Annotated in this window: 21 protein-coding genes; all 21 read left to right on the forward strand. The window is 38.3% G+C overall.

What is annotated here, in order from left to right; all coding sequences use genetic code 11:
* Positions 1 to 71 precede the first annotated feature (71 nt).
* The 21 genes from ACFPYN_RS03495 (at position 72) to ACFPYN_RS03595 (ending at position 17,553) form a co-directional block, all read left to right on the forward strand.
* Positions 72 to 344, forward strand: coding sequence for an HU family DNA-binding protein (locus tag ACFPYN_RS03495; protein WP_377732537.1), 273 nt, complete (start codon positions 72 to 74; stop codon positions 342 to 344).
* Between the two features lie 736 nt (positions 345 to 1,080).
* Positions 1,081 to 1,650 (forward strand): GTP cyclohydrolase I FolE, encoded by a 570-nt coding sequence (folE, locus tag ACFPYN_RS03500; RefSeq protein WP_377732538.1) that lies wholly within the window; start codon positions 1,081 to 1,083, stop codon positions 1,648 to 1,650.
* 71 nt (positions 1,651 to 1,721) lie between these two features.
* Positions 1,722 to 1,943: a trp RNA-binding attenuation protein MtrB gene (mtrB, locus tag ACFPYN_RS03505; protein WP_377732539.1), complete on the forward strand. Its 222-nt coding sequence runs from the start codon at positions 1,722 to 1,724 to the stop codon at positions 1,941 to 1,943.
* An 84-nt stretch (positions 1,944 to 2,027) separates the two neighbouring features.
* Positions 2,028 to 2,816 (forward strand): heptaprenyl diphosphate synthase component 1, encoded by a 789-nt coding sequence (locus tag ACFPYN_RS03510; RefSeq protein WP_377732540.1) that lies wholly within the window; start codon positions 2,028 to 2,030, stop codon positions 2,814 to 2,816.
* Between the two features lie 7 nt (positions 2,817 to 2,823).
* On the forward strand, positions 2,824 to 3,525 hold the full coding sequence (locus tag ACFPYN_RS03515) for a demethylmenaquinone methyltransferase (protein ID WP_377732542.1): 702 nt from the start codon (positions 2,824 to 2,826) through the stop codon (positions 3,523 to 3,525).
* 23 nt (positions 3,526 to 3,548) lie between these two features.
* A complete protein-coding gene (hepT, locus tag ACFPYN_RS03520) occupies positions 3,549 to 4,523 on the forward strand; it encodes a heptaprenyl diphosphate synthase component II (protein WP_377732543.1) in 975 nt (324 codons plus the stop codon).
* A gap of 105 nt (positions 4,524 to 4,628) precedes the next feature.
* Positions 4,629 to 5,075 (forward strand): nucleoside-diphosphate kinase, encoded by a 447-nt coding sequence (ndk, locus tag ACFPYN_RS03525; protein WP_377732544.1) that lies wholly within the window; start codon positions 4,629 to 4,631, stop codon positions 5,073 to 5,075.
* Positions 5,076 to 5,186: 111 nt separating this feature from the next.
* On the forward strand, positions 5,187 to 5,957 hold the full coding sequence (locus ACFPYN_RS03530; RefSeq protein ID WP_377732545.1) for a CheR family methyltransferase: 771 nt from the start codon (positions 5,187 to 5,189) through the stop codon (positions 5,955 to 5,957).
* A gap of 121 nt (positions 5,958 to 6,078) precedes the next feature.
* A complete protein-coding gene (gene aroC / locus ACFPYN_RS03535; RefSeq protein WP_377732546.1) occupies positions 6,079 to 7,260 on the forward strand; it encodes a chorismate synthase in 1,182 nt (393 codons plus the stop codon).
* A gap of 3 nt (positions 7,261 to 7,263) precedes the next feature.
* Entirely contained in the window at positions 7,264 to 8,367 is a 1,104-nt protein-coding gene (gene aroB, locus ACFPYN_RS03540) for a 3-dehydroquinate synthase (RefSeq protein WP_377732547.1), read from the forward strand.
* On the forward strand, positions 8,367 to 8,732 hold the full coding sequence (gene aroH / locus ACFPYN_RS03545) for a chorismate mutase (RefSeq protein ID WP_377732548.1): 366 nt from the start codon (positions 8,367 to 8,369) through the stop codon (positions 8,730 to 8,732). Before aroB ends, aroH begins: the two co-directional genes overlap by 1 nt.
* Before the next feature lie 25 nt (positions 8,733 to 8,757).
* Positions 8,758 to 9,858 carry a histidinol-phosphate transaminase gene (hisC, locus tag ACFPYN_RS03550; protein WP_377732549.1) on the forward strand — a complete coding sequence of 367 codons (1,101 nt, stop codon included), beginning with the start codon at positions 8,758 to 8,760 and terminating at the stop codon, positions 9,856 to 9,858.
* Positions 9,855 to 10,955, forward strand: a complete 1,101-nt coding sequence (locus ACFPYN_RS03555; RefSeq protein WP_377732550.1) for a prephenate dehydrogenase — start codon at positions 9,855 to 9,857, stop codon at positions 10,953 to 10,955. Before hisC ends, ACFPYN_RS03555 begins: the two co-directional genes overlap by 4 nt.
* Before the next feature lie 34 nt (positions 10,956 to 10,989).
* On the forward strand, positions 10,990 to 12,297 hold the full coding sequence (gene aroA, locus ACFPYN_RS03560) for a 3-phosphoshikimate 1-carboxyvinyltransferase (RefSeq protein ID WP_377732551.1): 1,308 nt from the start codon (positions 10,990 to 10,992) through the stop codon (positions 12,295 to 12,297).
* Between the two features lie 76 nt (positions 12,298 to 12,373).
* Positions 12,374 to 13,627 (forward strand): tetratricopeptide repeat protein, encoded by a 1,254-nt coding sequence (locus ACFPYN_RS03565; RefSeq protein WP_377732552.1) that lies wholly within the window; start codon positions 12,374 to 12,376, stop codon positions 13,625 to 13,627.
* Between the two features lie 13 nt (positions 13,628 to 13,640).
* Positions 13,641 to 14,195 (forward strand): ReoY family proteolytic degradation factor, encoded by a 555-nt coding sequence (locus tag ACFPYN_RS03570; protein WP_377732553.1) that lies wholly within the window; start codon positions 13,641 to 13,643, stop codon positions 14,193 to 14,195.
* A 46-nt stretch (positions 14,196 to 14,241) separates the two neighbouring features.
* Positions 14,242 to 14,694: a DUF2487 family protein gene (locus ACFPYN_RS03575; RefSeq protein WP_377732554.1), complete on the forward strand. Its 453-nt coding sequence runs from the start codon at positions 14,242 to 14,244 to the stop codon at positions 14,692 to 14,694.
* Between the two features lie 156 nt (positions 14,695 to 14,850).
* Entirely contained in the window at positions 14,851 to 15,354 is a 504-nt protein-coding gene (locus ACFPYN_RS03580) for a QcrA and Rieske domain-containing protein (protein ID WP_377732555.1), read from the forward strand.
* 20 nt (positions 15,355 to 15,374) lie between these two features.
* Positions 15,375 to 16,049 carry a menaquinol-cytochrome c reductase cytochrome b subunit gene (gene qcrB, locus ACFPYN_RS03585; protein WP_024534847.1) on the forward strand — a complete coding sequence of 225 codons (675 nt, stop codon included), beginning with the start codon at positions 15,375 to 15,377 and terminating at the stop codon, positions 16,047 to 16,049.
* 39 nt (positions 16,050 to 16,088) lie between these two features.
* Complete coding sequence (locus ACFPYN_RS03590) at positions 16,089 to 16,850, forward strand: menaquinol-cytochrome c reductase cytochrome b/c subunit (protein ID WP_377732556.1); 762 nt, start codon at positions 16,089 to 16,091, stop codon at positions 16,848 to 16,850.
* Positions 16,851 to 16,953: 103 nt separating this feature from the next.
* On the forward strand, positions 16,954 to 17,553 hold the full coding sequence (locus tag ACFPYN_RS03595) for a DUF1405 domain-containing protein (RefSeq protein WP_377732557.1): 600 nt from the start codon (positions 16,954 to 16,956) through the stop codon (positions 17,551 to 17,553).
* Positions 17,554 to 17,576: the final 23 nt, after the last annotated feature.

Raw genomic sequence — 17,576 nt, forward strand, 5'->3', positions numbered from 1 at the left:
GTAGCCTTTTTGGTTATGATACTCTTTTTACAAGATTGAGTTTCCATCCCCTTTGAGAGGAGGTGAATGGTGTGAATAAAACAGAATTAGTAAACTCAGTAGCTGAAGCTACAGAACTTTCTAAAAAAGATGCTTCTAAAGCAGTTGATTCAGTATTTGATACAATTCAAGATGCTCTTGCTAAAGGTGAAAAAATCCAACTTATTGGTTTTGGTAACTTTGAAGTTCGTGAACGTGCTGCTCGTAAGGGTCGTAACCCACAAACAGGTGCAGAGATCGACATTGCTGCAAGTAAAGTACCTGCTTTCAAACCAGGTAAAGCTCTTAAAGACGCGGTAAAATAAGACGCGTGTAATTACATAAGAACGGCTTTTGTGAGAAATCGCAAAAGCCGTTCTTTTTTGTTTAGTTCGTTTTGATAAGCCTAGTGAAGTGTTTGTCTCTTTATATCCGAAATGATAGAGTGGATGATCGCTTTGGTGCGATTTTTTGATTTGATTTTGAAGATTTCGACGTGATTGTCGCAACTTCTTGGATAATCGTCGTAACTTTCCATGAAATTGTCGCAACTAACCAATTTCCTCCTAATTCATTGCTTCCTCGACTGATTGTGCTGAATTTACCTACTTGAAATGATAAGTATCCATCGCTTCGACAAATGGAGCTACGGTTGAGCGTTCAAAGTAACCTGGGAGACTTTGTCCGGCGATAAACGTCACGACCTGAGTAATCGGAACTAAGAATGCGGAGCGACGTGTGAAGAGACAGCTGACTGGAATTACAAAAAAGGTTGAATTTCAGCGTGTTTGCAAAAATAAAACGCAAAAGTTGAGTAAAATACGATAACTCACTGACTATTTCTCAAAAGAATGTAGACTAATTGAGGGATTTTGCGTAACATTTGATGGTATGCTACGATTTACATAGAATTATTACTGAATCCATTGTCTTCATAACACCGAGTTCCATACTCAGGGAATGAAAACCTCGATTTTTAAAGTCCAAAACTACACGTTAATTTACATATAGCCGAATAATCGGCCATGTTAGTTGTGTTTTATTATTTAGGAGGCGTCAAGCATGTCAACGGTCGATTTACAAAAAATAGAAGAAGCAGTAAAAATGATATTAGAAGCGGTTGGAGAAGATCCGGATCGTGAAGGATTACTCGATACACCAAAACGTGTTGCAAAAATGTATGCTGAAATGTTTTCAGGATTGAACGAAGATCCAAAAGAATATTTTAAAACCGTCTTTCATGAAGACCATGAAGAATTAGTTTTAGTAAAGGATATTCCGTTCCATTCAATGTGTGAACATCATTTAGTGCCATTTTACGGTAAAGCGCATATCGCATATATTCCACGAGACGGTGTAGTTACAGGCTTAAGTAAATTAGCTAGAGCTGTTGAAACAACGGCTAGACGTCCACAACTACAAGAAAGAATTACATCGACAATCGCAGATTCAATTATGGAGATGTTAAATCCATATGGTGTCTATGTGATTATCGAAGCTGAACATATGTGTATGACGATGCGAGGAATTAAAAAACCTGGAGCAAAAACGGTTACTGCCGTTGCCCGTGGGGTTTATGAAACAGATGACATCAAACGCAGTGAGATTTTATCATTCATACAAATGACATAAGCAAATCAACTTGGAACAAAAGGGTATGCTATGATAAATAGACAATTTGGTTCACTTAGGAGGAACATACAATGGCACAAACAGAATACATTGTCATTCGTGCAGAAGAAGATGGAGTAAATGTTATCGGTCTAACAAGAGGCACTGATACGAAATTTCATCACTCCGAAAAATTAGATCGTGGGGAAGTAATGATTGCCCAATTTACGGAACATACTTCAGCGATTAAAATCCGTGGAAAAGCAGAAATTCAAACAACACATGGCCAAGTTTTTAGTGAATCTAAAAAATAGAATCAGTCTACGTGAATGACTAGCCATGCTGTGATATAATGACAAAATACGACACCGGCAACATAGCGAAATGGAGCACGTACCATGAATGGAAAATTCATTCCACAAACAATTGAATCCTTTAAATCAAAAATATTGATTTATGTCCGTCATCGGACTCTTCGAAAGCATGCGGGAGAACCGGATCTTCGTGAAGACCGTTTATTTTTTTTGCTTCTTCCTTTGTTAAACGGGAACCAGTGGGACGATGAACATGAAGAATCTGCTATTTCGGTTGCAGTCATTTATAGTGCTTTAGCGGCACATGATCAAATTAAAGAGTTAAATGCATCTTCTAAAAGCCAACAATTAACTGTATTAGCAGGGGATTATTATAGTGGGCTTTATTATCAAATTTTAGCTAACCTTTCTAATATTGACTTGATTCGTTCGTTATCAAACGGAATTATTGATATTAGTGAAAAAAAAGCATCGGTTTATGACGATGTAAAGCAATCATTTGAAATGTGGATGGAGACCGTTCAAACAATTGAAAGTTTATCGATTGAACAGTTTTACGAACATTTTAATTTTGCCTCTTATAAACCATTTGCTCGACGTGGATTGTTAATTCACCGAATTGCATATGAGTTAGACCTTGTTAAACAAGGCAAGGTATCTCGTTTCCAAGAATCATTAGCCGATAGTGAACATCATGTAGGTTTTTCTCACACATGGCTCGTATTACTGAACCGAGAGCTTGCCATTCAAAAAAATAAAATGATGGAAGAAATTTCACAATCTCACCTACTCAGCCATTCTGTTCAACAATTCTTAGTTGAGCTGTATGAACTCCGATTGAATGAGCAAGTGTCTGTCATGAGAGAAAGGTGACATCAGTATGACCAAAACAAAAGAACAACGCGTCCATGAAGTATTTGAAAAAATTTCAGTTAATTACGATAAAATGAATTCAGTCATTAGCTTTCAACAACATAAAAAATGGCGTGAGGACACGATGTCTCGTATGAATGTTCAAAAAGGTAGCACAACACTAGATGTTTGTTGTGGAACAGCTGATTGGACTATTTCAATGGGACAAGCGGTGGGACCTGAAGGAAAAGCGATTGGGTTAGACTTCAGCCAAAATATGCTGAATGTGGGTTATGACAAAGTGAAAGCTTTCCCTCAAATTGAGTTGATTCATGGCAATGCTATGGAATTACCATATCCTGATTCTACATTTGATTATATTACGATTGGTTTTGGCTTACGAAATGTTCCTGATTATATGCAAGTTTTAAAAGAAATCAACCGTGTTCTTAAACCAGGCGGCATGTTTGTCTGTTTAGAAACATCCCAGTCTGAATTACCAGGTTATAAGCAATTGTTTCGTTTTTATTTTAAATACGTCATGCCAGTGTTTGGAAAGCTTTTTGCGAAAAGTTATAAAGAGTATTCTTGGTTACAAGAATCTGCGGAAGATTTCCCTGGAATGAAGGAACTTGCAAAAATGATTGAACAAGCTGGATTTGTTGAAGTTGAATATAAACCATATAGCGGCGGAGCAGCCGCGAGACATATTGGCATGAAAAAAGTTTAATTATTGGGAGAAGGTTACTTGTTGTGGAAAAGATGAAGTTGAAGATGCTCTATTCTGATATGCGTTCAGATTTAGATCTCATCGAAAAAGAATTAGAAATAGCGGTGAATTCGTCTTCAGACTTACTCAATGAAGCTTCTCTTCATTTACTACAAGCGGGCGGAAAGCGAATTCGACCCGTTTTTGTTTTGTTAGCAGCTAAATTTGGGCGTTATCAAATTGACCAAATCATGAATGTTGCCGTCCCGTTAGAGCTTATACATATGGCATCCCTTGTGCACGATGATGTAATTGACGATTCTGAAATGAGACGTGGTCAGTTAACGGTGAAAGCACAGTGGAATAATCGAGTCGCCATGTATACCGGCGATTTTATTTTTGCCCGTGCGCTTGAATATATTACCAATATTAAAAGTCCACAAGCGCATCGCATTCTTTCGTACACTATGGTCGAAATTTGCGTGGGAGAAATTATTCAGATAGAAGATAAATCTAAATTAGATCAACGTCTTCAAGATTATTTTAGACGCATAAAAAGAAAAACAGCTTTATTAATATCCTCTAGCTGTCAACTGGGTGCAGTAGTTTCCGGTGCCGATGAGAAAACGGTTACTCACTTAAAACGATTTGGTTATTATGTAGGAATGTCGTTCCAAATCATAGACGATATTCTAGACTTTACATCCACTGATAAAGAATTAGGTAAACCAGCTGGATCAGACTTAATTCAAGGCAACATAACTTTACCGATTTTGTTCTTAAAAGATTCACCGGATTTTAGACCTGCACTCGAACATGCGATTTCTGGCAATATGACGGAAATTGAGCGGGTTGCATTGGTTAAAAGAATTCGTGAATCAGATGCAATTGCTAAATCAAAAGCTATAAGCAATCGCTATTTACAAAAAGCCTTAATAGAACTTGATGCACTACCTTCATCGCCTGCCAAAAAGTCGTTGCGTGAAATTGCGCTTTATATGGGGAAACGTAAATTTTAATAGGTTGAACAAACGAAGATACAATGGTAGTATTTTTTACGGTGGATAAATTACCCTAAACAGTAGGGAATCATTCTCTAAGATTCAATTGAAGGAGTGTTAATTATGGAAAGAACATTTTTAATGGTAAAACCTGATGGCGTACAACGTAACTTGATCGGCGAAATCGTAGGTCGTTTCGAAAAGAAAGGCTTCCAATTAGTTGGTTCAAAATTAATGCAAATCACACCTGAACTTGCTGCAGAACATTACGGCGAACACAAAGAACGCCCATTCTTCGGTGAATTAGTAGAATTCATTACATCTGGACCAGTTTTCGCAATGGTTTGGGAAGGTGAAAATGTAATTTCTGTTGGTCGTTTAATGACAGGAGCTACAAACCCTAAAGAATCTGCACCAGGAACAATTCGTGGAGATTTCGCAGTTACAGTTGGAAAGAACATTATTCACGGTTCTGACTCTTCTGATAGCGCTGTTCGTGAAATTGGTTTATTCTTTAAAGAAGAAGAGCTTGTTTCATACTCGAAAGATGCTAACAACTGGATCAACTAATAAAAGTAAGAAGCAGTCAAATGATTTTTCATTTGATTGCTTTTTTATTTTCCGTCAAATTATCTATACGCTATAATTGTCCTATGTAATAAAAAGAAGGAAGAGCGCCCTATGCCAGATTATCAAGAATTCGGCAAACAGATCAAACGTAAAACAGGCATCGATTTGAGTTTATATAAAGAAGCTCAAATGAGAAGGCGCTTAACTTCACTTTATGGCAAACGAGGTTATAGTTCATTTTTAACTTATTTAGCCGAACTTCATGTCAATTCAACCTTATTTGAAGAATTTCTAGAATGCTTAACCATTAATGTGACCGAGTTTTACAGAAACAAAAAATATTGGATAGAATTTGAACAAAGTATTCTGCCCCAGGTAAAAGGAGTCAATGGAAACCTGACTATTTGGAGTGCTGGCTGTTCTACAGGAGAAGAGGCCTTTACATTCGCCTATATCAGTAAGTCTTATCTTTCCTCTTATCAAGTGTCTATTATGGCAACTGACTTAGACGAAACGATTTTACATAAAGCAAAGCAAGCCTATTATTCGGAGGGTTCTGTTGTCGATGTGTCTGAAGTGATCAAAAACGAATTGTTTGAACGACATGGCCATTTATATCAGGTAAAGGAACTTTACCGAAAAATGGTGACGTTTAAACAACATAACCTCTTAAATGATCCTTTCATTAAAGATTGTGATGTCATTATTTGCAGAAACGTTTTGATATACTTTACAGACATTGCTAAGGATTCGATTTATCAGCAATTTTCATCTTCCCTACGTCAAGGTGGAATTTTGTTTTTAGGAAGTACGGAGCAAATATTTTACCCGGAAATGTATGGTCTTGAGAGAATCGGTTCGTTCTTTTATCGTAGGAAGTAATTAAATTTTTTTTAGAAAAAAGAGTAGACGCAGTCATTCATAAAATGAACGATGAAAATGAAAAAGTTTTGTGGTATAGTGTTACTTAAAATACTTTAGCGAGTTGAAGGGGGAAAGTGTTATGCGTTATTTAACTGCAGGAGAATCTCACGGTCCACAATTGACCGCCATTATAGAAGGCTTACCAGCACAATTAACCATTACAGCAGAAATGATAAATAAGGATTTAAAAAGAAGACAAGGTGGACATGGTCGAGGGCGACGTATGCAAATAGAGACCGACACAGTTGATATTACTTCAGGTGTTCGACATGGTAAAACACTAGGTTCACCAGTAGCTTTAGTTGTAACAAATGACGACTGGAAACACTGGACACATGTGATGGGTATTGAACCTTTAGAAGAAGGATTAAACCCGGAAGATGTTAAACGTCAAATTACACGTCCACGTCCTGGTCATGCAGATTTAGTGGGTGGCATGAAATATGGTCATACCGACTTACGTAACGTCTTAGAACGCTCGTCTGCTCGAGAAACTACCGTTCGTGTGGCAGTTGGGGCAGTTGCAAAACAATTGCTATCAGAACTGGGCATCAGCATTGTCTCTCACGTAACAGAAATTGGCGGCATCAAAGCAGACACCACAAAAAGTGCAGGATTAAGTGTTGCTCAAATTCGCGGAATTATTGAAGGAGACCCTGTATATTGTGTGGATCAAGAGGCTTCAAAATTAATGGTTCAAGCTATTGATGAAGCAAAAGAAAATGGAGATTCTATTGGCGGAGTCGTTGAAGTTATCGTGGAAGGTATGCCAGCAGGAATTGGCAGTTACGTTCATTATGACCGAAAGCTTGATGCCAAATTAGCGATGGCTGTGATGAGTATTAATGCCTTTAAAGGTGTTGAAGTTGGCATGGGGTTTGAAATGGCACGTAAACCAGGCAGCCAAGTTCACGATGAAATAGAATGGAACCAAGAACAAGGCTATATAAGAACAACCAATCGTTTAGGTGGCTTAGAAGGTGGTATGTCTACTGGAATGCCTATCGTCATTCGTGGTGTGATGAAGCCTATTCCGACTTTATACAAACCACTACAAAGTGTAGATATTTCTACGAAAGAACCATTTAAAGCTAGTATTGAACGGTCAGACAGTTGTGCAGTTCCTGCAGCTTCTGTTGTTGCTGAGCATGTCGTTGCTTGGGAAATTGCAAATGCGATTTTAGATAAATTCCATAGCGATCAAATGCCTCAACTTTTGGAATCAATTAATCAGCACCGTGCATACACAAAGGAGTTCTAATTCATGCAAACCATTTCAATCGATACGAAACATAAGCATTATGAAGTTTATGTGGGTTCCCACATTTACGAGAGTGCATTGTCTCTTTATACACATCAATTACAAAAAGCAGACCATGTGGTTATTTTTGTCGACGAAGTGGTAGCGAATCTGCATGGAGAAAAATTACAGAAGCCTCTTGAAACAATAAGTGGCAAGGCTGTACACGTTTTCAAATTACCAGCAGGTGAATCTAGTAAGGCTGTTGAGACGTTTATGGCGTGTCATTCCTTTTTACTTGAAATAGGTTGTACACGAAAATCAATCATCTTTGCGCTAGGTGGAGGCGCTTGTGGTGACGTAGTTGGCTTCGTTGCATCAACATTTATGAGGGGTATTCCTTTTTTTCAATGTCCAACGACCATTTTAGCTCATGATAGTGCAGTAGGTGGAAAAACGGCAATCAATCATCCACAAGGTAAAAATATGATTGGCTCATTTTATCAACCTGAAGCGGTGTTATTCGATGTCTCAACGTTAAGTACATTGCCTCAACAAGAAATTTTGTCTGGAATGGCAGAAGTAATTAAGCATGCGCTTATTTCTGATCAACAATGGTTACAAGAACTGTTGGAGTTCCCTTCATTTGCTGACATTTCATCAACTCAGTATTTGGCTTTTTTAGTAAAAGGAATTCAAGTCAAAGCAGCTATTGTTGAAGAGGATGAGTATGAGCAATCAGTTAGGAAATACCTCAACTTAGGTCATACTTATGGCCATGCCATTGAGGCTTCAACTGGATTTGGCAAGATCACGCACGGAGAATCAGTGGCAATCGGCTTAGTGATAGCACTTTTATTAAGCGAGGAAAAACAGTTACTTGACCAAGGAAACGCACGAAAACTATTTGAAGCACTAACTAAATTTGGATATTCATTCGACAGTGTTTTAGAACATGGCATCGACGAGCTCCTTTCTTATATGAAACGAGACAAAAAAGCGTCATTCGGAGAACTTCATTTTGTTTTACTTGAACAGATTGGCAAACCTTGTATGAATATTGTGTCTGTGGAAGACGTTACTTTGGCACATGAACAATTACGAAAATGGATAAAGGAGGTGCACTAATGATAAGAGGCATTCGAGGAGCAACAACCATTATTGAAGATTCAGCATCGCATATATTACTTGAAACTGAAAAGCTTGTTTTAGCTATGGCTAAAGAGAATGATATTAAGCCTGAAGATGTCGCATCAGTTATCGTTTCGACAACTACTGATATTGCAGGTGCATTTCCAGCAAAAGCTGTGAGAAGTATTCCTGAATGGACATACGTACCCGTTATGTGTACGCATGAAATGGATGTACCAGGTGCCATCACGATGTGTATACGTGTGTTAATGCATGTCAACACTGAAAAATCACAACGCGATGTTCATCATGTCTATTTGAATGAAGCTAAAAAACTTCGACCAGATTTAATTACTACCTAACGTAAGAAAGTAGAGGCGAAAGACGATGAAGTGGAAAAATCAATTAACAGGTATGAAACCTTATCAACCAGGAAAATCAACGGATGAAGTGAAAGAAATGTTTGGGCTAGATACGATCGTTAAACTTGCTTCCAACGAGAATCCTTTTGGCTTTTCATCTAAAGTAAGTGAGTTTTTGGAGAATCAAACAATTAATCATGCAACTTATCCAGATGGCTACGCAAGTGGTTTGCGTAAAGAACTAGCCAAATCTGTTGGAGTAGAAGAAAACCAACTGCTATTTGGTAATGGTTCTGATGAAATCATTATGATGATTTCTCGCGCTTTGCTTCAACCTGGAGTTAATACAGTAATGGCCACTCCTACTTTCCCTCAATATCGTCATAACGCTGTGATTGACGGTGCTGAAGTTCGTGAAGTCCTGCTGACGAACGGTGCACATGATTTACAAGAGATGGCTCGTCAAATCGACGAAAATACAGCAGTCGTTTGGTTGTGTTCACCTAATAATCCAACAGGTATGTTGATTGGACAAGATGCATTAGAAGAATTCATTCAAAAAGTATCGAAAGAAGTCCTTGTTGTGTTGGATGAAGCGTATTTCGAATACATAACTGATGCCTCGTACAAGAATGCCATTGATTTAATAAAAGAATACGATAATGTCATTGTTTTACGGACGTTTTCAAAAGCCTATGGACTTGCTGGTTTCCGCGTGGGCTATGCAGTGGCACAACAAGAGCTGATTGCGCAATTAGATCCAGTTCGTGAACCATTTAACAACACAGTGACGAGTCAAGGTGCAGCACTCGTTGCCTTACAAGATTCATCATTTATAGACGATTGTCGCCTTCAAAATGAGTCAGGGAAAAAGCAGTTTGAAGACTATGCAACCTCTCATAACTTGCATATGTATCCTTCACAAGGAAACTTCGTGCTTCTAGAAGTTAAAGCGGACTCAGATTTAGTATTTGATGGACTAATGAAAAAAGGCTTTATTATTCGAAGCGGGAATGCCTTAGGTACCCCTGGCTATATTCGTGTGACGATAGGGACAACTCAGCAAAATGAAGAGTTTCTCCAAAAGCTTACAGAAGTGTTAACAGATGCTGAGGTCTTAGCATGACCACGCATATATTAATTGTAGGATTAGGGTTAATTGGTGGCTCACTTGCTTTGGCCATCCAAAAAAATCCTGAGGTGAAAGTGATTGGTTTTGACACCGATTCACATACCGTTCGCAAAGCGAAAAAATTAGGTGTCATACACGATATGGCATTTAACTTAAAAGAATCCGCGAAGATGGCAGATTTCATCATTTTTGCAACTCCAGTAAATGCAACTGTTCAATTGATGAATGAAGCACAAAGCTGGCAACTAAAAAAAAATGTCATTTTAACAGATACAGGAAGCACGAAGAAAATCATCATGGAGAAAGCAAAGTCCCTAAAAGCACGTGGAATTACGTTTATTGGTGGACATCCTATGGCTGGTTCCCATAAAAGTGGGGTGGAGGCAGCGAAAGCGCATTTGTTTGAAAATGCTTACTATATGCTGACTCCATTAGAACATGAAGATGAACATCATATTCAATCACTTGAAATGATTTTACAACCGGCAAAAGGGAAGATTTTACGAGTGCTTGCGCATGAGCATGACCATATGACAGCAGTCGTTAGTCACTTTCCACATCTAATTGCAGCATCTCTTGTTCATCAATTATCGAGTGAAAATGAAGAATATCCATTTACTCGACAACTTGCGGCAGGTGGATTTCGAGACACCACTCGAATTGCTTCGTCGAACCCGGTAATGTGGAGAGATATTACGATTCAAAATCGCATGGAATTAGTCAAACAGTTAGACAAATGGCAAAGTGAAATGGATACCGTGAAATCGTTACTTATGCAAGCTGAACCTGCCAATATTGAGCACTACTTTTCAAGGGCTAAATATGTAAGAGACGAATTGCCGATCACTTCTCAAGGTGCCATGTATTCTGTCTACGATTTGCATGTCGATGTTCCAGACTACCCAGGTGTTATTTCAGAAGTCACAGGGCTTTTAGCGAAACATTTAATCAGCATTACTAATTTACGTATTGTTGAAACGCGTGAAGACGTTTTCGGGATATTGGTCATTAGTTTTCAATCAATTGATGATCGTCAACGTGCATCTAGTAGTATTGAACAAGAAACCGACTATGAGACGTATATTTCATAACAACAGCAAAATGCCAAAGAAGGGTGTGAGTGAATTGAACGATTCCATTACATTGCAAGCTCATCAATCACCACTCAATGGTACACTTCGAGTGCCAGGGGACAAATCAATTTCACATCGTTCGATTATGTTTGGAGCGATGGCAAAAGGTCATACAACTGTAAACGGCTTTTTGCTAGGTGACGATTGTTTAAGTACCATTTCATGTTTTCAAAAGCTTGGAGTTGATATTCAAGTGAACGGCACGACTGTCGCCATTAACAGTAATGGAATTAAAAATTGGAAAGAGCCGATTGACATTTTAGATACTGGTAACTCTGGGACAACAACCCGTTTAATGCTTGGGATTTTAGCTGGTTCACATATACATAGTGTATTAGTTGGTGATGAATCCATTGCGAAGAGGCCCATGAAACGCGTAATTGAACCATTGAGACTAATGGGTGCACAAATTTCAGGGAGAAGCGGTGGTCAGTTTACACCACTTGCCGTACAAGGATCGCAATTATCAGCAATCGATTACACGATGCCTGTCGCTAGTGCTCAAGTAAAGTCCGCTATTTTGCTTGCAGGTGTTCAAGCTAATGGTGTAACGACTGTACGCGAGTCCGAAGTGTCACGAGATCACACTGAGCGCATGTTGCGTCAGTTTGGCGTGGGCATTAAAGCAGAAAACGGTGTGATTCAAGTGCAAGGGGGCCAAACGCTGAGAGGAACTCACGTAGAAGTGCCTGGCGATATTTCTTCTGCTGCTTTCTTTTTAGTTGCAGGGGCAATTGCCAAAGAAAGTTCGATTCGTTTAGAGCATGTTGGCTTGAATCCAACACGGACAGGAATAATCGACGTTCTTCAGCAAATGGGTGCTCAGATGGAAATTGAAGTAAACGACACTAAACACGAAGAACCTATTGGTTCAGTGACCATAAAATCATCCCACTTAAAGGGCATCGAAATTGGGGGAGATTTAATTCCTCGATTAATAGATGAGATTCCAGTTATCGCTTTGCTTGCTACTCAAGCTCATGGGACTACCGTGATTAAAAATGCAGAGGAATTAAAAGTAAAAGAAACCGATCGCATAACAGCTGTCGTAGAGGAATTAAAAAAGTTAGGCGCCGATATTGAAGCAACTGATGACGGCATGATTATTAAAGGTCCAGTTACATTATCAGGTGGGAAATTACAATCGTATGGTGATCACCGAATCGGCATGATGGGGGCAATTGCTTCTGTTGTTTCGACACATTCAATTGAAATTGAACATGCTTCGTGTATTTCCGTTTCCTACCCTAACTTCTTTGAACATTTACGAATTGTGTCTTCTTTTGAAACTCTCCGCTAGTGGGGAGTTTTTTCTTGTTAATGGGAAAGCTGTGATGTAGCATATGGTATGAATAGAAAGAGAACGGGTGATAAATATGGGAATTAGTCAACAATTTATTGAAGCTATCGAAACGGGCGACATTGAAACAGTCCAATCGTTAATAGAAACACTACTTCTTTCAAGTGAACCAGATGCTCAATATGAGATAGCAAATATGCTAATACAAGCTGGATATTTAAAAGAAGCTGAACAAGTCCTCGAACACCTCCAGTTTATATTTCCAGAAGAGGCTCAATTGAAAATTGATCGTGCGCAAGTACTAATGGAAATTGACGAAGAAGATGAAGCTTTGTTATTGCTAACAAGCATAGAAGAACATGCAGATGAATATCCCCAAGCACTTTTGAGTTTAGCTGATTATTATCAAATGCAAGGTTTTTATGAAACAGCTGAACAAAAAATCAATCTAGCGCTATCTTTATTACCTAGCGAACCTGTATTGATTTTTGCTAAAGCGGAATTGTTGCTTGAAACAGGAAAATTTTTAGAAGCTGTTCGATTATATGAAAATTTAAAAGAACAAACGGATGAAATTGCCGGAGTTCGTTTATCAGAACGTTTAGCTGAAGTGTATAGTTCAGGTGCAGCATATGAGGATGCAATTCCTTATTATGATGAATCTTTATTACATCATGTGACTCCGGATTTACTGTTTGGTCTCGCTTATTCAGCTTTTCAAGCGGGTGAGTATGATTTAGCCGTACGTAAACTGAATGAAGTAAAAACACTGGATCCAGATTATTTCTCTGCTCACTTATTACTGTCACAAGCGTATAGCATGCTCGAAGACAATGATCAAGCATACTCAGCAATTATAGAAGGCTTAAGTCGTGACGAATATGATAAAGAACTTTATTTATTCGCTGGGAAAATGGCTTTGAAATTAGGAAGAACGAAGGATGCAGAAGAACATTTGCGACAAGCCATCGTTTTAGACCCTGAATACATGGAAGCCACGTTAACTTTAGTATCATTTTTACACGCTCAAGAAAGAAATGAAGAAGTCATCGAATTAGTCGAATTAATTTCATTAAATCAAGATGATTGGTCCGCTCTATACCCTTTTGCAGCTGATGCTTTTATGCAAGAAGAAAATTTTGAACGTGCATACGAATTTTACTCTTTGGCATATACTGACCATAAGGAAGATCCGATTTTCATGGAAAAATACCTTTATTTTCTGTTAGAAGAAGGAAAACGAGAGGAAGCCCTAGAAATAGGTAAGCAATTAGTACATTTGCAACCAAATGAGGAAAGATGGCAAGACCTGATTGAATCCTTGTTGTGAAAGGAGGAGTAGTATGACCGCATCTGTTTCTGTGATGGAAAAGAAAGAATTTGTGCGATGGTTTTTGAAAAGATATCAAATGAAACGTCGTGAATGCGTATGGATCCTCAATTATTTACTAAGCCATGATGACTTGTTACAAAAAGTACATTTTGTTGAAGAAGCCCACTATTGCCCGCGAGCGATGGTTATGTCTGTTACAGAATCGACTGGAGTGCCGTTTCGTTTCTACAAAGGGAACCTAATGACTGCAGATGCTGAAAAATCATTTCACGACCTGCGTTTACATCCAAATGAAGACATGTTTATACAATTGAATTTTCCACTTGTCCCACCAAGTTCTGAGTACTTGGCGGTATTAGAAGAAAATCCATTTATGCCGAAATATTTGCATATAAACGATAAGGATCGACTCATAGCAGAAGAAGTGCTTAAAAACAGCATGAACTCTTTTAGAGAAGAAAATATATTAAGACAAATTGATGAAGCGTTAGATACCAATGATAAAGAGAAATTTATTGAGTTGTCTAAAATGCTACAAGGGATGAAAGAATCATCTAATTCTTAACTTCATCGTTTTTCGATGAAGTTTTTTGTTGAGGGGAAATGAAATTATGTACTGGAATTCAAAAGATATGAGTGTTTTTATAGAACAAAAAGAATTTGTTGATACAGCAGTGATTCCATTATTATTAATTGATGGACAAGCCACTAAACTGAAACAAAATGCATCGAGTGCAGAATTTTTAATGGCACTTACTGCATTTATTGAAAATCAATTTAAAGGAAGAGTTATCTTAATGCCGCCCGTTTCGTATACAACTCGGTCAAATCGGCAACAGTTAGGACAAGAGTGGGATGAGATGCTGAAAGAAGCGGGTTTTAAGCATCTATTTTTCGTATCTAGTGATATGACTTGGTTAACTGAAGAAAGTGCATTAAATGTCATTTATACGCCATCTATTCCATTGGAAAATATGGATCAAAAATTACGTCAATCTGTTTTAGATGATCAATTGAGACAAATTATTCCCGTATTTGCAAAACGTTGGGCGTCAATTACCTAATAAGCTTCAAGAAATGTTCACAAAGTACACGTTAGCAACTAATGGAATATTGACCTTCGTTTTTTATTGAGCTATCATAGAACTGTCCTAGTTTTACTATTTTTTTGTATAAGTATGTCCGTTGGACTGACCTTTAAAGTTAGAGGGGGGAAAAGGATGAGTAACAATCGTGTATCAAGACGTCAATTCCTTAACTACACATTAACAGGTGTTGGTGGGTTTATGGCTGCAGGTATGTTAATGCCAATGGTTCGTTTTGCAATCGATCCTGTATTGCAAAAAGCTGGAGGCGGAGATTTTATACCGACGGATAAAAAAGTGGCAGATATCACAGAAGTGCCAGAACGCGTAGACTTTGCATTTGAACAAGTGGATGCATGGTATACATCTGAAGTAACAAGTACTGCATGGGTTTACAAAGAGGGCGACAAAATTATCGCACTATCTCCAGTATGTAAACATTTAGGTTGTACGGTTAACTGGGCAGGTAGTCCAGATCACCCGGACCAATTTTTCTGTCCATGTCACGCTGGTCGTTATGAAAAGAGTGGCAAGAACATACCAAAAACACCACCTCTTGGACCCTTGGATGAGTTTGAAGTGCGTGAAAAAGATGGTTTGTTAGAAATTGGTAAAATACGACCAAATACATTAGTTTAAAGTAAGGGGGTACGACGTCAGTGCTAAATAAAATTTATGATTGGGTGGATGAACGTCTGGATATTACTCCTATTTGGCGTGATATTGCAGATCATGAAGTACCAGAGCACGTAAACCCTGCACACCATTTCTCAGCATTCGTATATTGTTTCGGAGGATTAACATTCTTCATTACGGTGATTCAAATTCTTTCGGGTATGTTTTTAACAATGTACTATACGCCAGATATTGAAAATGCATGGAAGTCTGTTTACTACTTGCAAAATGAAGTAGCATTCGGTGAAATTGTGCGTGGTATGCATCACTGGGGAGCTTCACTAGTAATCGTTATGATATTCCTTCATACATTACGTGTATTCTTTACAGGATCTTATAAAAAACCTCGTGAACTTAACTGGGTAGTAGGCGTACTAATTTTAGGCGTTATGTTAGGTTTAGGTTTCACAGGTTATCTACTTCCTTGGGACATGAAGGCGTTGTTTGCAACGAAAGTAGGTATTGAAATTGCTGCATCCGTTCCGTTTATTGGAGGCGCAATTAAAACCTTGTTAGCCGGTGACGAGACGATTCTCGGTGCACAAACGTTAACGCGATTCTTTGCGATTCATGTATTCTTCTTACCAGCTGCTTTGCTTGGGTTGCTTGCAGCACACTTTATCATGATTCGTAAACAAGGTATTTCAGGACCGTTGTAAGGTACAGCGTCTTTATGATTTCAAAAAGGAGGGGACAATATGCATCGCGGAAAAGGGATGAAATTTGTCGGGGATTCTCGAATACCTGCTACTCGTGCATCGAATATTCCAAAAGACTATTCCGAATATCCGGGTAAAACAGAAGCTTTCTGGCCTAACTTCTTACTAAAAGAATGGTTGGTTGGTTCAGTTTTCTTAGTGGGTTATTTAATCTTAACTGTTGCACATCCATCACCACTTGAGCGTCAAGCGGATCCAACAGACACAGGTTATATTCCATTACCGGACTGGTATTTCTTGTTCTTGTATCAATTATTAAAATATGAATTTGCTTCCGGTCCATTTAATGTTATCGGGGCAATCGTTATTCCAGGACTAGCATTTGGTGCACTTATGCTCGCTCCGTTTATGGACAAAGGTCCAGAGCGTCGTCCATTTAAACGTCCGTTACCAACAGGATTTATGTTACTTGCACTTGCAGCTATGATTTTCTTAACTTGGGAATCAGTTGCAAACCATGACTGGGAAGCTGCAAAAGCTCAAGGTGAAATTCGTGAAGAAGCACAATTCGACACAGAAGCTGATGGGTATAAAATTTACTCTGAAGCATCTTGTATAGGTTGTCACGGTAATGCATTTGAAGGTGGTATTGGACCATCGCTTGCAACTACTGATAAAACAGCTGAAGAAATTATGGACATCGCGAAGAATGGTGTAGGGACAATGCCTGCAGGTACGTTTGAAGGCACAGATGAAGAATTACAAGAGTTAGCAACATTTATTGATGAGTTAACTCCATAACAAATCATGAAAAGAGTCAGGAAACTGACTCTTTTTTTTTACCTATATCTAAATGGTTTTCTTATACATAGTGTGCATGTCAAATTAAAGGAGTCGTGTGGTAGTGAATCCATTGCTCACTCAATTAAAATTCTTGTTATTTCATAAAAGTTTTATGTGGCTGTTATTGGTTATAAATGTTTTAGGTACGGTTTATGGCTACATTTGGTATATGTGGCAACTCAAAATTACAGATCCCATATTTTTAATATTTGTACCAGACAGCCCTACAGCAAGCTTGTTTTTCTCAATTGCCTTATTCGGATGGCTAATTAACCGGAATTTTAAACTAATTGAAGCTCTTGCATTAATTACTTTAGTAAAATATGGTTTGTGGGCAGTAGTGATGAATATTTGGACACAGTTTGAAGCAGGACCTATTGGTTTTGTTGGATGGATGCTTGTTGTGAGCCATTTTGCCATGGCCGTTCAAGCTCTACTTTATATCCCTAAATATAAATTTAATTGGATTCATGTGTTGATTGCAGCCATTTGGACCTTGCATAATGATGTGATTGATTATGTCTTTGGCCAAATGCCGATTTATCGGAGTTTAAGCGAACATACACAGACAATCGGTTATTTTACATTTTGGTTATCGATTGCCTGTATATTCGTTGCGATTAAAGTCATCAAATCGTCACTAAATATGCAGTCGAAATAGTTGCTCAATTACGATGCAGCATA

It is taken from the genome of Paenisporosarcina macmurdoensis, assembly GCF_042658845.1.
Taxonomy (GTDB): domain Bacteria; phylum Bacillota; class Bacilli; order Bacillales_A; family Planococcaceae; genus Paenisporosarcina; species Paenisporosarcina macmurdoensis.

Excerpts from the sequence above, each read along its gene's own strand:
- mtrB (WP_377732539.1), top strand. The coding sequence starts at position 1,722 with ATGGCACAAACAGAATACATTGTCATTCGTGCAGAAGAAGATGGAGTA.
- ACFPYN_RS03575 (WP_377732554.1), top strand. The coding sequence starts at position 14,242 with ATGTACTGGAATTCAAAAGATATGAGTGTTTTTATAGAACAAAAAGAA.
- ACFPYN_RS03515 (WP_377732542.1), top strand. The coding sequence starts at position 2,824 with ATGACCAAAACAAAAGAACAACGCGTCCATGAAGTATTTGAAAAAATT.
- ACFPYN_RS03565 (WP_377732552.1), top strand. The coding sequence starts at position 12,374 with ATGGGAATTAGTCAACAATTTATTGAAGCTATCGAAACGGGCGACATT.
- folE (WP_377732538.1), top strand. The coding sequence starts at position 1,081 with ATGTCAACGGTCGATTTACAAAAAATAGAAGAAGCAGTAAAAATGATA.
- ndk (WP_377732544.1), top strand. The coding sequence starts at position 4,629 with ATGGAAAGAACATTTTTAATGGTAAAACCTGATGGCGTACAACGTAAC.
- aroB (WP_377732547.1), top strand. The coding sequence starts at position 7,264 with ATGCAAACCATTTCAATCGATACGAAACATAAGCATTATGAAGTTTAT.
- ACFPYN_RS03570 (WP_377732553.1), top strand. The coding sequence starts at position 13,641 with ATGACCGCATCTGTTTCTGTGATGGAAAAGAAAGAATTTGTGCGATGG.
- ACFPYN_RS03555 (WP_377732550.1), top strand. The coding sequence starts at position 9,855 with ATGACCACGCATATATTAATTGTAGGATTAGGGTTAATTGGTGGCTCA.
- ACFPYN_RS03530 (WP_377732545.1), top strand. The coding sequence starts at position 5,187 with ATGCCAGATTATCAAGAATTCGGCAAACAGATCAAACGTAAAACAGGC.
- ACFPYN_RS03580 (WP_377732555.1), top strand. The coding sequence starts at position 14,851 with ATGAGTAACAATCGTGTATCAAGACGTCAATTCCTTAACTACACATTA.
- aroC (WP_377732546.1), top strand. The coding sequence starts at position 6,079 with ATGCGTTATTTAACTGCAGGAGAATCTCACGGTCCACAATTGACCGCC.
- aroH (WP_377732548.1), top strand. The coding sequence starts at position 8,367 with ATGATAAGAGGCATTCGAGGAGCAACAACCATTATTGAAGATTCAGCA.
- hisC (WP_377732549.1), top strand. The coding sequence starts at position 8,758 with ATGAAGTGGAAAAATCAATTAACAGGTATGAAACCTTATCAACCAGGA.
- ACFPYN_RS03510 (WP_377732540.1), top strand. The coding sequence starts at position 2,028 with ATGAATGGAAAATTCATTCCACAAACAATTGAATCCTTTAAATCAAAA.
- ACFPYN_RS03590 (WP_377732556.1), top strand. The coding sequence starts at position 16,089 with ATGCATCGCGGAAAAGGGATGAAATTTGTCGGGGATTCTCGAATACCT.